This is a genomic window from Pigmentiphaga sp. NML080357 (assembly GCF_002188465.1).
Classification (GTDB): domain Bacteria; phylum Pseudomonadota; class Gammaproteobacteria; order Burkholderiales; family Burkholderiaceae_B; genus Pigmentiphaga.
Genome location: NZ_NINW01000049.1, coordinates 349279 through 364918 on the forward strand (window position 1 = coordinate 349279; position 15640 = coordinate 364918).

15 protein-coding genes and 1 riboswitch are annotated in these 15640 nt (G+C 67.1%); of the genes, 12 read left to right on the top strand and 3 right to left on the bottom strand.

Annotated elements, in window-relative coordinates:
* Positions 1 to 84 precede the first annotated feature (84 nt).
* Entirely contained in the window at positions 85 to 1878 is a 1794-nt protein-coding gene (locus CDO44_RS24155; RefSeq protein ID WP_087782785.1) for an ABC transporter ATP-binding protein, read from the top strand.
* Between the two features lie 22 nt (positions 1879 to 1900).
* On the opposite strand, the gene CDO44_RS24160 is transcribed toward CDO44_RS24155, so the two are convergent.
* Complete coding sequence (locus CDO44_RS24160) at positions 1901 to 2824, bottom strand: alpha/beta hydrolase (protein WP_087782786.1); 924 nt, start codon at positions 2822 to 2824, stop codon at positions 1901 to 1903.
* Positions 2825 to 3002: 178 nt separating this feature from the next.
* Between CDO44_RS24160 and guaD the strand changes: the two genes are divergently transcribed.
* The gene (gene guaD / locus CDO44_RS24165) at positions 3003 to 4406 is read left to right on the top strand and encodes a guanine deaminase (protein ID WP_087782787.1); all 1404 of its coding nucleotides are present in this window, start codon (positions 3003 to 3005) and stop codon (positions 4404 to 4406) included.
* 13 nt (positions 4407 to 4419) lie between these two features.
* Here guaD and CDO44_RS24170 read toward each other — a convergent pair whose 3' ends face one another.
* The gene (locus CDO44_RS24170; RefSeq protein ID WP_087782788.1) at positions 4420 to 5730 is read right to left on the bottom strand and encodes a PAS domain-containing methyl-accepting chemotaxis protein; all 1311 of its coding nucleotides are present in this window, start codon (positions 5728 to 5730) and stop codon (positions 4420 to 4422) included.
* A 302-nt stretch (positions 5731 to 6032) separates the two neighbouring features.
* Between CDO44_RS24170 and gshB the strand changes: the two genes are divergently transcribed.
* The 8 genes from gshB to CDO44_RS24210 all read left to right on the top strand — a co-directional run bounded on the left by gshB (position 6033) and on the right by CDO44_RS24210 (position 13484).
* On the top strand, positions 6033 to 7010 hold the full coding sequence (gshB, locus tag CDO44_RS24175; RefSeq protein ID WP_087782789.1) for a glutathione synthase: 978 nt from the start codon (positions 6033 to 6035) through the stop codon (positions 7008 to 7010).
* Entirely contained in the window at positions 7007 to 7420 is a 414-nt protein-coding gene (locus CDO44_RS24180) for a PTS sugar transporter subunit IIA (protein WP_087782790.1), read from the top strand. Before gshB ends, CDO44_RS24180 begins: the two co-directional genes overlap by 4 nt.
* Positions 7421 to 7422: 2 nt before the next feature.
* Positions 7423 to 7692, top strand: coding sequence for an HPr family phosphocarrier protein (locus CDO44_RS24185; protein ID WP_087782791.1), 270 nt, complete (start codon positions 7423 to 7425; stop codon positions 7690 to 7692).
* Positions 7693 to 7695: 3 nt separating this feature from the next.
* On the top strand, positions 7696 to 9432 hold the full coding sequence (ptsP, locus tag CDO44_RS24190) for a phosphoenolpyruvate--protein phosphotransferase (RefSeq protein WP_255407819.1): 1737 nt from the start codon (positions 7696 to 7698) through the stop codon (positions 9430 to 9432).
* Between the two features lie 154 nt (positions 9433 to 9586).
* Positions 9587 to 10306, top strand: coding sequence for a helix-turn-helix transcriptional regulator (locus tag CDO44_RS28300; protein WP_304528382.1), 720 nt, complete (start codon positions 9587 to 9589; stop codon positions 10304 to 10306).
* Between the two features lie 45 nt (positions 10307 to 10351).
* A riboswitch (SAM riboswitch) is annotated at positions 10352 to 10430 on the top strand.
* 24 nt (positions 10431 to 10454) lie between these two features.
* Positions 10455 to 11660: a homoserine O-acetyltransferase gene (locus CDO44_RS24200; protein WP_233146364.1), complete on the top strand. Its 1206-nt coding sequence runs from the start codon at positions 10455 to 10457 to the stop codon at positions 11658 to 11660.
* Positions 11657 to 12274, top strand: coding sequence for a methionine biosynthesis protein MetW (gene metW, locus CDO44_RS24205; protein WP_087782792.1), 618 nt, complete (start codon positions 11657 to 11659; stop codon positions 12272 to 12274). Before CDO44_RS24200 ends, metW begins: the two co-directional genes overlap by 4 nt.
* 34 nt (positions 12275 to 12308) lie before the next feature.
* Positions 12309 to 13484 (top strand): metallophosphoesterase, encoded by a 1176-nt coding sequence (locus CDO44_RS24210; RefSeq protein WP_233146328.1) that lies wholly within the window; start codon positions 12309 to 12311, stop codon positions 13482 to 13484.
* Between the two features lie 24 nt (positions 13485 to 13508).
* On the opposite strand, the gene CDO44_RS24215 is transcribed toward CDO44_RS24210, so the two are convergent.
* Positions 13509 to 14417: a DMT family transporter gene (locus CDO44_RS24215; RefSeq protein ID WP_087782793.1), complete on the bottom strand. Its 909-nt coding sequence runs from the start codon at positions 14415 to 14417 to the stop codon at positions 13509 to 13511.
* 95 nt (positions 14418 to 14512) lie between these two features.
* Between CDO44_RS24215 and CDO44_RS24220 the strand changes: the two genes are divergently transcribed.
* Positions 14513 to 15280, top strand: a complete 768-nt coding sequence (locus CDO44_RS24220) for a helix-turn-helix transcriptional regulator (RefSeq protein ID WP_087782794.1) — start codon at positions 14513 to 14515, stop codon at positions 15278 to 15280.
* 18 nt (positions 15281 to 15298) lie between these two features.
* A complete protein-coding gene (locus CDO44_RS24225) occupies positions 15299 to 15604 on the top strand; it encodes an I78 family peptidase inhibitor (RefSeq protein WP_087782795.1) in 306 nt (101 codons plus the stop codon).
* The last annotated feature ends 36 nt before the right edge of the window (positions 15605 to 15640 follow it).

Below are 15640 nucleotides of genomic sequence, written 5' to 3' on the forward strand. Positions count from 1 at the left end.
GGCTTAGTCGTCGCAGGCTACTGTCAGAAAAGGAGCGAGGGACAACCCATTGCCCGGAACGTCCGAATGCCTTAAAAGCGATCCATGCGTGTGCTCTGGACTTACCTCACTCCCCACCGCACCCTGGCTTGCGTTGCGCTGTTGCTGGCCGGTGCTTCTCAAATCCTGGCGCTCGTCGACCCGATCATCTTCGGCCGGATCATCGACGAATATGCCCTCAACCGGGCCGGGAAGACCGAGCGGGAACTCGTGACCGGCGTCATGGCCCTGCTTGGGCTGGCGGTGCTGGTCGCCGTTCTTTCGCGCCTGGCCCGGGCGATCCAGGAGTACCTCACCCGCTTGGTGGTGCAGAAGCTGGGTACGCAGCTGTTCAATGACGGCTTGCGCCAGGTGTTGCGCCTGCGATTCCAGGAGTTTGAAGATTTGCGCAGCGGCGAGGTCCTCTCTTTGCTCCAGAAGGTCCGGGCGGACAGCGAACGGTTCATCAATACCTTCATCAACACGGTTTTCGCGGCCGCGGTGGGCGCCGGTTTCCTGACCTGGTACGCCGTGACGAAAAACTGGCTGCTGGTGCCGGTGTTCTTGGTGGGCGTCGTGCTGCTGGGCGGCCTGACGGGGTGGCTCAGCCGGGAGATCAAGGCCCAGCAGCGCTCCATTGTGCGCGAGACCAACCGCAATTCGGGCTTCATCACCGAATCGCTGCGCAATGTAGAGCTGATCAAGAGTCTTGGCCTGACTTATCCGGAGATACGTAGGCTGCAGGCGCAGACGGAGGCGATCTTTGCCATGGAGATGGAGAAGGTCAAGCGGATAAGGGTGCTGTCGTTCCTCCAGGGGATGACGCTCAGCCTGCTGCGCCTTTCCATATTGTTTGCGCTGTTGTGGCTCATTTTTCGCGACGTGTTGAGCCCGGGTGAGCTGATCGCGATGCAGTTCATTTCCGTGGCGATATTTGCGCCGCTCCAGGAGCTCGGCAACATCATTCTTGCCTACCGCGAAGTGGACGCCTCGTTGGCGAACTTTGCGGCGTTGATGAAAAAGCCGGTCGAGCGCAGGCCTCCCGGCGCGGTGGACGTCGGGCCGGTGAGCGACGTTCGGTTCGACCACGTCAGTTTTCGCCACAAGGGGGCAGCGGATTACGCGCTCGAAGACGTGTCGTTCGAGGCCCGGCTCGGGGATACGATCGCCTTCGTCGGCCCGTCGGGTTCCGGGAAATCGACGTTGGTCAAATTGCTGGTGGGCTTGTATCCGCCCGCCGAAGGCACGGTTTCGTACAACGGCCAACCGACGACTTCGCTGCGCTTTAACCGCGTGCGGCGGCAGATTGGGTTCGTGACGCAGGAGGCTCACATGTTTGCCGGCACGATCCGGGAGAACCTGCGCCTGGTCAAGCCCGACGCCACCGACCAGGAAATGATCGCCGCGATGGAACAGGCATCTTGCGCTTATTTGCTGGAGAAGTCGCCCGACGGGCTGGATACGGCCATAGGCGAGATGGGAATGAAGCTGTCGGGCGGGGAAAAGCAGCGCCTGTCCATCGCGCGCGCCCTGATCCGCCAGCCGCGGCTGCTGATATTCGATGAGGCGACCTCGGCGCTGGATTCCCTCACGGAAGAGCAGATCAACGAAACGGTGCGCCGCATCTGCGCCCGCCGCACGCAGATCACGGTCTTGATCGCGCATCGCTTGTCCACCGTGATGCAGGCCGACGTCATTTTCGTGCTGGAGAAGGGCCGCATCGTAGAGCGCGGCAGCCATGCCGAGCTGCTCGAGCGCAAGGGCCTCTATTACGCCATGTGGAGGCAGCAGATCGGTGAGCGGCCCGGCGTGAAGGCCGAGCCGGCGACGCCTTTACCGGAAGCCGCTGCAGACCTCTAGCGCGGGCGGTCGCCCTGGGGAGTCATGCAGGCGCTGCCATGAATTCGAGGACCTGGCGCCCGAGGTACTCTTCGGCCGTATTGAAATGCGCGACGATCGACGTGTGGTTGTGGCCGGCCAGCCAGACGAACCGCGGCGCGCGCCGCCTCAGGCGGGCCAGGGCGTGGAAGAGTTCCGCGCAGTGCACGTCGATGAGCGGATTCTCGTATTCCGCCACCGCGATCATCGTCGGCGGGACGGCTGGCGTGACGTGGTTCACGGCCGAGCCGTCTTCCATGACCTGCGGATCCTTGCCGTAGTAGGCCTCGACGCGGCTGGCGTTCGGGTTCTCCGGCGTGTTTTCCGCCCGTACGCGCCCGGACACCACGATCAACCCCGCCAAGCCGTGCCCGTCGGCGGGTTGGAAGCGGGCATCGTAGGCGTAATGCGCTGCATGGGCGCCGCCGGCGGAATGCCCCATGAGGAAGATCCGGTTCGGGTCGGCGCCGAGTTCGGCCGCGTTGCGGCGTACCCAGGCGACGGCCGCGGCGATGTCTTGGGTTCCGCTGGGATAACGGTGCTCGGGTGCGAGCCGGAATTCGACGTTGACGCCGATCACGCCATGGCGGGCGAAATACCAAAGCACATTGCCGTAGATTTCCTCCGTGCGGTCTTTCTCGCCTTCGACGAAGGCGCCGCCGTGCACGAACATCAGTACGGGGCGGGGTTGGTCGCTTGGCTGCTGCGGGAAGTAGACGTCCACGCACTGGCGAGGGTCCGTCCCATAGGGAAGATTGCGCCGGACGGTGCCGAGCTTGGGCGCGTCGCGCAGCACTTGGGTGAAGCCGTCGACCATTTGCTTGACGTGCGCCTGGACGCTGGTGCCCCAGCGGGGGCCGACCTCCGCCATGGACTGGCGGAGCCACGCGGGAATCTCGGGCAGCGCGGGAGAGGAAATGGTGCTCACGGTCTATCCTCGCAACGATGAGCGCATGCAGCGCGCGGGCAGGGAACGGGGGCAGGGGCGCCGCAGCGTCTTTCGTCGCCCCTTTCCCTCATCGGGAAAGCTGCCATTATGATGCGGGTTGCGGCAGTACGCGATAGTCTTGCGGCCGCATCCGTATTCCCGATGCCCGAGGACGCCCATGACGCCATGTCCCCCAACGGCTTCCGACCCCGCCAGCCCGCGTTTCGCGGCCGGGCGGCACGCCCTGCGCGGCGGGATGCTCAGCTTCCACGCCGACCCGTTCCTGGCCGAGCCGGCCGAATCGTTCGTCCATTTGCCCGATGCGCTGGTGGTGATCGAAGACGGCAAGATCCTCGAGGCCGGGCCTTATGACGGGCTGCGGGCGCGGGTGGAAGGGTCCATGCCCGTCGCGCACTATCCCGACGCGCTTATCCTGCCGGGCTTTATCGACACCCATATCCACTACCCACAGACGCAGATGATCGGCGCCTGCGGCGAGCAATTGCTGGAGTGGCTGCACAAGTACACCTTCGTGACCGAGCAACAGTTCGCCCATCGCGCCCACGCCGAAGTGGTGAGCGAGCTGTTCTTGCGGGAGTTGCTGCGCGCGGGCACGACGACCGCGGCCGTGTATTGCACGGTGCACCCCGAGTCGGTGGATGCGTTTTTCGAAGTTTCGGAGCGCTTCGGGACGTGCATGATCGCCGGCAAGGTGCTGATGGACCGGAATGCACCGCCTGCCCTGCTCGATACCGCGGAGTCCGGGTACGCGCAGTCCAAGGCGCTGATAGAAAAATGGCACGGCAAGGGGCGGCAGCTCTATTGCATTACGCCCCGCTTCGCGGGGACGTCGTCCGAGGCGCAACTCGCGGCAGCGGCCCGTCTCTGGCGCGAACATCCCGGGACTTACGTCCAGACCCACCTGAGCGAGAACCTGGGCGAGGTGGACTGGATCGCCGAGCTCTTTCCCCATCACGACGACTACTTCAACGTCTACCAGCGCGCCGGACTCGCCGGGCCGCGGGCGATCTTCGCGCACGCGGTGCATGTGTCGGAAGGAGAACTGTGCGCCTGTCACCGGTCCGGCGCGGCGCTGGCGCATTGCCCGACTTCCAACCTGTTCCTGGGCAGCGGGCTGTTCCGCCTGTTCGACGCCAAGCGGGCCGACCGGCCGGTGCGGGTGGGACTGGGCACGGACATCGGCGGCGGCACGGCGTTCTCGCAACTGCAGACCCTGAACGAGGCCTACAAGGTGGCGGCGCTGAACCAGACACGGCTGACCGCGGCGCATGCCTTCTACCTGGCCACGCGCGGCGGCGCGCATGCCTTGTACCTCGACGATCGCCTGGGCGCGATCGAGGCCGGCTACGAGGCGGACCTGGTGGTGCTGGACCTGAAGTCCACGCCGTTGATGGATTTCCGCATGCGCTATTGCGCCGACCTGATGGAGCGGCTGTTCGTGCTGATGACGCTGGGCGACGACCGGGCGGTGCGCGCCACTTACGTGGCGGGGCGGCCCGTGTACGACCGCGCGCGCCAGCCCCAGCCGTTTCGCCATGCAGACGGCGCGGCGCCGGCCTGAAGCGGCGGGCCGCTCATTCTTCCACGTTGAATGCCTGCACGGCCTGCTTGGCGCTATCCCGGATCCTGGCGATGGCCTCGCCGCCCGCATTGGCGAGGTCCAGTCCCTTGCGCGCCTGCGCCAGGCTCTCGTTCATGCCTTCGACTGCCAGCCGGGCGTCGGCCTGAATGGTCTCGATCATGGCGGAGATTTCCGCCGTGGAGCCGTTGGTGCGTTCCGACAGCTTGCGCACTTCGTCGGCCACGACGGCAAAGCCGCGGCCGGCATCTCCGGCCCGCGCGGCCTCGATGGCGGCGTTGAGGGCGAGCAGATTGGTCTGGGAGGCGATGTCGCGGATGGTCTTGAGGATGGATCCGATCTGTTCGGACTGGTGGCCAAGTTTCTCGATGCGCCCGGACGTATGCTGGACCGAGTCGGAGATCTTGCGCACTTCGAGTACGGTGGCCTCGATGACCTCGGCGCCGCGTTCGGATACCTCGGCGGTTTCGAACGAGACCTGGTAGGCGCGCTTGGCGCCTTCCCGCTCCGCCTGGCGCGCGACCACCTTGTCGGTGATGTCGGCGGCGATCTTCATGACCTTGTACAGCTTGCCGTCCATGTCGAACACGGGGTTGTACGAGGCCTCCATCCAGATCCGGCGGCCGTCTTTGGCCCGCCTTTCGTATTGCCCGCCGAGCGCCTCGCCGCGGTTGAGCCGCTGCCAGAATTCCTGGTACTCGGGGCTGGCCGCGAAAGCTTCGTCGCACAGGATGCGGTGGTGCCGGCCGACGATTTCCTCCGAGGAATAGCCCATTAGGCGCGAGAAGTTGCCGTTGACGGAGAGAATGTGGCCGTCGGGCGCGAACTCCACCACCGCGACCGAGCGGTCGATGGCGGTCTGCTTGCTGGCCAGTTCGTTCTCGCGGTGGACGCGCCGGGTGATGTCGGAGGCGACTTTCACGATCTTGGCCAGCTTGCGGTCGCGGTCGAAGACCGGGTTGTAGGTGGCTTCGAGCCAGATCTGCTGCCCGGTCGCGGTGAGCCGCTTGAAGGTGCCGGAAACATGCTCGCCGGCGTTCAGCTTGGCCCAGAACGCCTGGTATCCGGGGCTGGCGGCATAGGCCGGGTCGCAGAAGATGCGGTGGTGCCGCCCCTGGATTTGTTCCTGGGTGTACCCCATATATTGGAGGAAGTTGGCGTTGGCGCGCAGAACGAGGCCCGTGGGCTCGAACTCGATGATGGCCATGGACGCGTTCAGCGCGGCGACGAAGGCTTCGTATTCGTCGGTGCGCCGGGCATGGTCGGCCAGCTGCTGCTTGAGCCGGAGAGCCTTGAATCCGAACATGTTGCTGTCTCCGCGAGATGGATGGCAAAGAACGGTATGGGAGAGCGCTTCTATACTTCTTTGTGGGCGCGCAGATGGGCCGTACGCAGAATGGCCGCTCGATAGGCGGTCTATCGGCAACATGTGCCTCAAGATGACATGATGTCACATTTTGTTACAAAATTGGGTCGGAGCTTTTTGATGTCGCGACATATCCAAAAGCCCGCGGCGGTGATAGGCGCTTGCCGGCTGGGCGCCATGGCGGCTTGCTAGAATCGACCTCCCTTTCCGCGCTCGCCTTCCGCGGGCATTCAAGGCCATCCATGCACGTACTTTTCATTGTTGACCCGCTTCCCGCGCTCAAGGCCTACAAGGACACTTCCGTGGCGATGATGCGGGCGCTCGTGGCGCGCGGCCATAGGCTGAGCGTGGCCATGCAGGGCGATCTCTACGTCATCGACGGCGCGGTGCGCACCGCCTCGCGGCCGATCGAACTCGTGCCCGGTGCGGATCCGCACGGGCACGACTGGTGGCAGGAGGGTCCTGAGGGCGACCAGCCGCTGACGGCGTTCGACGCGGTGCTGATGCGCAAGGACCCGCCGTTCGACATGGAATACGTGTATTCCACCCATTTGCTGGAACGCGCCGAGGCGCAGGGCGCCAAGGTGTTCAATTCCGGCGCGGCCATCCGCAACCACCCCGAGAAGCTGGCGATCGCCGAATTCCCGCATCTGACCGTGCCCACGCTGGTGACCCGCGACATGGCCCGCCTGAAGGCCTTCCACCGCGAGCACCACGACGTCATCGTCAAGCCGCTGGACGGCATGGGCGGCACCGGTATCTTCCGCCTGGCGCCGAAAGAGGCCAACCTGAACGCCATCCTGGAGACGCTGACCGACAACGGCCAGCGCAGCATCATGGCGCAGCGCTACATTCCCGAGATCCTGCAGGGCGACAAGCGGGTACTGCTGATAGGCGGCGAGCCCGTGCCGTACTGCCTGGCGCGCATTCCACAGGCGGGCGAGACCCGGGGCAACCTGGCGGCGGGCGGGCGTGGCGTGGCGCAGCCGCTGTCCGAACGCGACCTGGCCATCGCCCGCGAGCTCGGCCCCAAGCTGGCCGCGCGCGGATTGCTGCTGGTGGGGCTGGACGTGATCGGCGACTACGTCACCGAGATCAATGTGACGAGTCCCACGACCTTCTGTGAAATCACCGAGCAGACCGGATTCGACGTCGGCGCGATGTTCGCGCAGGCCCTGGAGGACGCCGTCTCCGCCCTGCCGGGAGCGAGATCGGCATGACTGGCGTCGTCATCGTTGCGCACGAGCCCCTGGCTTCGTCGCTGCTTTCCTGTGCGTCGCACATCTTCGGCGAACTGTCGGGCGTGCTGGCCTACGATGCCGGCAACGACGAGGATCCCGACCAGATGTTCCGAGCGGTGCTCGAGCGCATCGAGTCCGTGGCGGCCGGCGAGGGGGTCCTGGTGCTGACCGACGTGGTGGGCGCCACTCCTTCCAACCAGACCGACAGGGCCGCGCGCGAGGCTACGCGGCACGGCACGCCCACGACCGTGCTGGCCGGCGTCAACATACCGATGCTGCTGCGCACCTTGCCTTATCGCCACCTTTCCCTTGATGATCTGGCGCAGCGCGCGCTGGCCGGCGGCACGCAAGGCGTCTTGCGCGTCGACGGCGAACCTGAAGACCATTGACCATGCCGAGCATCGACATCGCCGTTATCAACAAGCTGGGCCTGCACGCGCGGGCATCCGCCAAGCTCACCCAGCTCGCGAGCAAGTTCCGCAGCGAGATCCACATCGCCCGCGGTTCGCGCCGCGTCAACGCCAAGAGCATCATGGGGGTCATGATGCTGGCGGCGGGCATGGGCAGCAAGGTCACGGTCGACGCCGAGGGCGAGGATGCCCAGGAGGCCCTGGACCAGATCCAGGCGCTGTTCGCGCAAAAGTTCGGCGAGGCCGAGTAGCCCATGGAAACCTCGATGCTGGCCTTGCACGGACTGGGAGTGTCGCGTGGCTATGCCATTGGCCGCGCCGTGGTCATCGGCGCGGCCGCCCTCGAGGTTTCCCACTACCGCATTGCCGAGGAGGACGTCGAGGCCGAATGCGCCCGCCTCGAAGCCGCCATCCGCGCCGCCTCGGACGAACTGGCCCAGCTGGCCGCCCATCTGCCCGCCGACGTGCCGCGCGAACTCGGCGCCATCCTCCAGGTGCACAGCATGATCCTGGCCGACGCGATGATTTCGCACGAGCCGCTGCAGATCATCCGCACCCGCCACTACAACGCCGAATGGGCGCTGACCGCCCAGGGCCAGGCGCTGGCCGAGCAGTTCGAGCAGATGGACGACGAGTACATGCGCGAGCGCGGCGGCGACGTCCGGCAGGTGATCGAGCGCGTCCTCCACGCGCTGGCCGAGGCGGACGGGCGCCCGCGCAACTTGAAGAGCTCGGCGATCGCCGAGCATGGCGATCCGCTCATCGTCGTCGCTCACGACATCGCGCCTGCCGACATGCTCAAGCTTCGCGGCGCGCGCTTTGCCGCGTTCACCACCGACCTGGGCGGGGCGACTTCGCATACCGCCATCGTGGCCCGAAGCATGGGCGTGCCGGCCGTGGTGGCGCTGGGCGTGGCGCGCACGCTGCTGCGCGACGGCGACATGGTGATCGTCGACGGCGAGGCCGGCGTGCTGCTGGTCAATCCGCCGCCGCGGGTCGTGGCCGAGTACCGGACCCGGCAGGCGGACTACGCCCGCGAACGCGCCACCCTGGCGACGCTGCGCGACGTGCCGGCCATCACGCTGGACGGCGTGGTGGTGTCCATGCTGGCCAACATCGAATTGCCGGAAGAGGCGCAGGCCGCCGTCGACGCGGGCGCCGAGGGCATCGGACTGTTTCGCAGCGAGTTCCTGTTCATGGGCCGCGACGACCTGCCCGGCGAAGACGAGCAGTACGAAGCCTATGCCTCGGTCGTGCGCACGCTGGGCGGCCGGCCCGTGACCATACGGACGCTGGACATCGGCGCCGACAAGACCCTGGACGGCGAGGCCACCGTGGCCACCAACCCGGCGCTGGGCAAGCGCGCCATCCGCTATTGCCTGGCGCACCCTGAACTGTTCGCCACCCAGCTCCGCGCCATCCTGCGCGCCTCGGCGCACGGCCCGGTGCGGGTGCTGATCCCCATGGTCGCCCACCTGCGCGAAGCCCGCGCCGCCTATGCGGCCATCGCCGCGGCCCGGCAGGAGCTCGATGCCCGGGGACAGGCGTACGGCCAGAACATCCTGGTGGGCGCGATGGTGGAGGTCCCCGCGGTCGCGATCGCCATCGAACCGTTCGTCGACGCCTTCGATTTCCTGTCGATAGGCACCAATGACCTGATCCAGTACACGCTTGCGATCGACCGGGCCGACCCCGACGTGGCCGATTTGTACGACCCGCTGCATCCGGCCGTGCTGCGCCTGGTGGCCAACACCATCAACGCCGGCGCGCGCGCCGGCAAGCCCGTGTCGGTCTGCGGCGAGATGGCCGGCGACACCGAACTGACCCGGCTGCTGCTGGGGCTGGGCCTGACGCAGTTCTCCATGCACCCGCAGCAGCTGCTGGACGTCAAGCGCGAGATCCTGCATGCGCATTCCAATGCGCTGCGGACCAAAGTGGCGGCGGTCCTGAACCGGGCGTCGGAAATGGATCTTTCCCTGCTGAACCAATAGGCGCGCGCCTTCTGCGGCGTTTTGCCGCGCCAAGGTCCTATTCCCATGGTGGTGAGTATGTCATAGAATGTTACAAAAACCGACATAGCCAGGTGGAATGAAGAGACCCGCGTCCGCTTCATCGAAGCCGCCGCGCCGTGCCGCGGCCCGAAGCATGGAAAGCCATGAAACGACGACGCGTGCGCTGCGAACCCTGCGCCCTTTGTTCGAGTCATCGTCGCTGGCGGATCTCAGAAAAGTGGTGCGGGACTTTGCAAGCGAGCTCGGTGCCTTGCGCCACGCGCTCGGCATAGTCGAACGCGCGCCCGGCGGTCCGGTGCTGCGCTGGCTGTGCGAGGACGCGCCAAAATGGTGGAGCGGGTTCCGACTCGAGTTCCCGCCGCTGGTCGCAAGAGGCGGATGGCGCGCCGGCCAGATTCGCACGGTGCGTCGCGCGCTGGATGACGTCGCGCCGTTGCCCGCCCATGTCGAGCTGCGCCGCCTCGGGGCCTACAGCGCCGTGTTCCTGGCGGCCGAGGCGCTGCACCCCGGCGACATGGTGGCCTGCCTTTCGTTGCTGTTCACTTCCGGCAGCCGGATGGCCCTGCCGGCCGCGCATGGCCACTTGACGGGCCTGTGCCACCACGCCGCCTCGCTCGTGCTCGACGCCTACCTGCGGCTGCCCAGCCCCGTGCCGGAGCCGGCGCGGCTCTCGGCGCGCGAGCTGGAGTGCCTGCGCTGGGCCGCGGTGGGCAAGACCAGTTGGGAAACCGCCCTCATCCTCGGCGTGAGCGAACGCACGGTGAATTTCCACTTCGGCAATGTCTTCGGCAAGCTCAAGGTCAACAACAAGCAGGCCGCGGTCGCGCAGGCCATCTTCCAGGGGCTGCTGTAGGCGGCGGCCGGCGGGCTTCCCGGGGCCGGGTGATACAATCCTCGCAACTTTACTGGCGCCGATTTGCCTGGTCCGCTTGCGGGCGCCTCATAAATCCTGCTAAAGAGCTCCGTCCATCGTGTCTTCCGATTCGCATCTCGAAGAGGCGTTGACCGCCTTCCTCGACACTCCCGCCGCACCTCCCATCGGCCCTGATTCCGTCGGCATCGTCCAGCCGGAGACCATGGTCTTCGACGAACCGCTGCAGCTTGCGAACGGCACGGCCTTCGGCCCCTATTCGCTCACCATCGAGACCTATGGCCGGCTCAACGCCGACCGGACCAATGCCGTGCTGGTCTGCCACGCGCTGAATGCCTCGCATCACGTGGCGGGCGTTTCGGCCGACGATCCGTCCGACCTGGGATGGTGGGACAACATGGTGGGGCCGGGCAAGCCGCTCGACACCAACCGGTTTTTCGTCATCGGCATCAACAACCTCGGCTCCTGTTTCGGTTCCACCGGGCCGGCCAGCCTCGATCCCAGGACCGGCCGCCCGTACGGCGCGTCGTTCCCCGTCGTGACGGTCGAGGACTGGGTCCATGCGCAGGCGAGGGTGGCGGACCGCCTGGGCATCCGGCGCTTTGCCGCGGTCATGGGCGGATCGCTGGGCGGCATGCAGGCGCTGAGCTGGGCCATCACCTATCCCGAGCGCGTGGCGCATTGCATCGTCATCGCCAGCACGCCGCGCCTGTCGGCCCAGAACATCGCCTTCAACGAAGTGGCGCGGCGCGCCATCATCACCGATCCCGAGTTCCACGGCGGCGATTTCTATGCCCACGGCACGGTGCCGCGCAACGGCCTGTCGGTGGCCCGGATGATCGGACACATCACCTACCTGTCGGGCGACGACATGGCCGAGAAGTTCGGCCGCGCGCAACGTTCGCCCGGGGCCGGCGGCGCATTCCGCTACGGCTACGACGTGGAGTTCGAGGTGGAGTCCTACCTGCGCTACCAGGGCGAGAAGTTCTCCAAGTACTTCGATGCCAACACCTATCTGCTGATCACGCGCGCGCTGGACTACTTCGATCCCGCCAAGCAGACCGGCGGCGACCTCGCCAAGGCGCTGGCGCCGGCCAAGGCCGAGTTCCTGCTGACCTCGTTCACCACCGACTGGCGCTTTCCGCCTTCGTGCTCGCGCGAGATCGTGCAGGCGCTGCTGCGCAACGGCCGCCCGGTCACGTATGCCGAGATCGAGGCGCCGCACGGCCATGACGCCTTCCTGCTCGACGACCCCCGCTACCATGCCGTGGTCCGCGGCTACTACGATCGCGTCGCGCGCCAGCTGGGACTGGTCGGGAATGGAGGTGCGCAATGAGCCGCGCCGCCTTGCGCCCGGACCTGGCGCGCATCGCCGGCTGGATCGCCGACGGGTCGCGCGTGCTCGACCTGGGCTGCGGCGACGGCACCTTGCTTGCCCACCTGCGCGATGCGCAGCAGGCGCGCACCATAGGCGTGGAGATCAGCGACCAGCACGTGATCGAGTGCGCCCGCAAGGGCGTCAACGTCATCCAGCAGAACCTGGAGGATGGCCTCGCCTTGTTCGAGGACGGCCAGTTCGACACCGTCGTGCTGTCGCAGACGCTGCAGGCGGTGCACAACACCGAGCGCATCCTGCTCGAGATGGCGCGGGTCGGGCGCGAGGGCATCGTCTCTTTCCCGAATTTCGGCCATTGGACGCACGGCCTGTCCATCCTGCGCGGACACATGCCGGTCACGGGCCAGATGCCCTACCAGTGGTACAACACGCCCAACATCCACCTGTGCACGCTGAAGGATTTCGAGGCGCTGGCGGCCAAGCTGGACCTGCGCATCCTCGCCCGCGCCACCTTCGCCGACGACAGGGAGATCTCGTGGCTGCCGGGATGGCGCAGCACGCTCGCCGTCTACCGTTTCGCCTCGCCGATGGCGCACGGGGCGAGGGCCGCGTGAATCCCGGCCGGGCCTGCGCAAAGGTGCCCGCGGAGTGAGCCAGCGGCGCGCCCTGCACCGGTTCTACTTCTTCGGGCTGATCGGCCTGGTGCACGCCTATGTCGGGCTGCGCCTCGCACCGGACCTCGCGGCCGTCCCGGGCCTGGGCTTCGCGCTGGCCGCCTTCCTGGTGCTGTCCGCCATCCTGATTCCCACCAGCATGCTTGCGCGCCGGCGCTCGGCGGGCTCCGGGCTGCTGGCCGCCATCTGGGCCGGGTTGTTGTGCATGGGGCTGTTCTCGTCGCTGTTCGTGCTGACGCTGTTGCGCGACGTCCTGCTCGCGGGCGCTTCCGCATTGGCGCTGGTCCTGGACGGATGGCGGCCCGACGCGCTGGCCGGCCCTTCCGCCCTGTTCGTGGTAGCGGCTTCGCTGTTCATTTCCGCTGCGGGCTTCGCCGGCGCCCGCCGCATCGCCCGCGTGACGCGCGTGGACATTCCCCTGGCCGGGCTGCCCGCCGAGCTGGAAGGCTTTGCCATCGCGCAGATCAGCGACATCCACGTCGGCCCCACCATCCGCGCACCCTACGTGCGCCGCATCGTCGAGGCGGTGAACGGCCTGGGTGCCGACATGGTGGCGATCACCGGCGACCTGGTCGACGGCAGCGTGGAAGACCTGCAGGCGCACGTGCGGCCGCTGGCCGGGCTGGCCTCGCGCCACGGCACGTTCTTCGTGACGGGCAACCACGAGTACTACTCGGGTGCGCATGCCTGGGTGGAGGCGCTGCGCGAGATGGGCATGCGGGTGCTGCTGAACGAGCATGCGGTGTTGGACCATGCCGGCCGGAAACTGGTGGTGGCGGGGATCACCGACTTCAGCGCCCACCAATTCGACCCCGATCACCGCAGCGATCCGCAGCGGGCGATGGCGGGGGCGCCGGCGGATGCCGCTGCGCGGCTGGTGCTGGCCCACCAGCCGCGCAGCGCCCCGCAGGCCGCCGCGGCCGGTTTCGATCTCCAGCTCTCGGGCCACACGCATGGCGGGCAATTCCTGCCATGGAACTTCTTCGTGCCGCTGCAACAGCCGTTCGTGGCCGGCCTGCATCGCCAGCAGGGAATGTGGGTGTACATCAACCGCGGCACCGGCTACTGGGGGCCGCCGATGCGCTTCGGCGTCCCGTCGGAGATCACGCTGCTGCGCCTGGTGCGGGCCGCGGAGCCGCCAGGCGCCTGAGTCCCGGCACGAAAGCGCGCCGGGTCAGCGGGCCAGCGATTGCTGCACGGCGAAGAGCGGCCGCTGGACCGTTTGCGCGATCAGGACGCCCGCCAGGCTGATGCCGCCTCCCACCACGTGGTAGAGGCGCATGGGTTCGTCCAGCAGGGCGATCGCCAATCCCGCCGTGAGCACCGGCAAGAGATTGATGAAGATGGCGCAGCGGTTGGGGCCGAGGAATTTCACGCCCTGTATCCAGAAGAACGTGAGGATGATGGACGAGAAGATGCCGGCATAGGCGATGAGCGGCACGGTCCTGGCATCCAGTGTCGCCGTGCCGGCCGGCAGGGCGAGGAACAGCGGGAACATGAATACCAGCGCGAAGGCGGCCTGCATGTAGGTCGATTGCCAGGCCGGGATGGCCATGCGCCAGCGCTTGAGCAGCACGCCGTAGAGCGAATAGGTCAGCGCCGCGAACAGCATCAGGATGTCGCCCAGGTGCGCGCCTTGGGCCAGCACGGCGCCGATGTCGCCTCGGCCCACCAGGTACAGGATGCCGCCGAACGACAGCACGCCGCCCGCGGCCATGCCGAGCGTGACGGCTTCGCCCAGCAGGGCGGCGCTCAGGATCGCCGTCAGGAGCGGGATCAGCGCGGTGACGATGGCCATGTTGGTGGCGGTGGTGCTTTCCGCGGCGCGATAGGACAGGGCCTGGAACAAGGCCATGGAAAGCAGGCCGCCTATCGCCAGTTGCCACCAGTGGCGCCGGATGGCCTCGCGGTTGCGCCAGATGGGGCGCAGGAGGAAGGGACTCATCAGGCCGACGGCGAGGATCAGCCGGTAGAACGTGATGGCCGTGGGCGAGATGGCCGAGGCGGCCATCTTCGACACGATGACGTTGCCGGCCCAGAAGACGATGGCCAGGAAGGGGAACAGGTATGCGGCGGGGGACATCGAACGGCTCCGGAAATGGGACGTTCGATGTTCCGCCGCCGGGTTTCGGCTGTCTCACGCTAATATGTCCAGACTTATCGAAAAAGTGACAATCCGTGGACGTCGATCAGCACCTGCGCGCAGCCGCCCGGGCCGGCACCGCGATCACCGCCATCGCGGCGGACTACCCCCACGGCCATGTGATCGCCTCGCACAGCCATGCCTATGGCCAGTTGCTCTATGCGATCGAAGGCGTCATGTGCATCGAGGCCGAAGGGGGCCGATGGGTCGTGCCGCCCACGCGCGGCGTCTGGCTGGAGGGCGGGGTCCGGCACCAGGTGCGCATGAGCGGCGACGTGAAAATGCGCACGGTGTTCGTGGCCGCGAACGCCGGCGCCCAGTTGCCCCGGCGCAGTTGCGTGCTGGGCATACCCCCGCTGCTGCGCGAGCTGATCGTGGCCGCGATCGACATCCCGTCCGGTTATGGGCCCGATTCCCGCGATGCCTGCCTGATGCGGCTCTTGCTGCATGAACTGCATGCCTTGCCCGTGCTCCCCCTTCACCTGCCGCTGCCCGTGGATACGCGACTGCGCGCGGTGTGCCGCCGCCTGATCGAGGCGCCGGACGATTGCCGGACGGTCGATGCCTGGGCCGCCGAGGCCGGCATGTCGTCGCGCACGCTGCACCGCCTGTTCCGCCAGCAGACCGGCATGCGCTTCGGTTACTGGCGGCAGCAAGTTCGCCTGCTGGCGGCGCTGGAACGCCTGGCGCGGGGTGATAAAGTGGTCGACGTCGCGCTGGACCACGGCTACCAGAGCCAGAGCGCCTTTGCCGCGATGTTCCGGCGGCATTTCGGCATGCCGCCTACCGCGTTCTATCGCTGACCGTTCCAAGGAGAACCCATGATCTGGAGAGCCTTCGCCGTTGCCACGCTGGCCGTTGCCGCCGGCTGCAGCGCGCCCGTGCCGGCCGCCGCGCCCCAACCTTCGGTGGAGCAGGGGCGCGAGCAATGCAACGCCGAACCGGCCCAGCAACTGGTCGGGCAGAAGCTGAGCTCGGTACTGGTCGAGGAGGCGCGCAAGGCCTCGGGCGCCAAGAGCGCGCGCGTATTGCGTCCGGGCCAGGCCGTCACGATGGAGTTCAATCCCGCGCGGGTGAACGTGGAAGTCAACCGCAGCGAGGTCGTCACCGCGATACGTTGCGGCTGAGGCAGGGCGAGGCCGTTGCGTGGCGCCCCGGTGGGC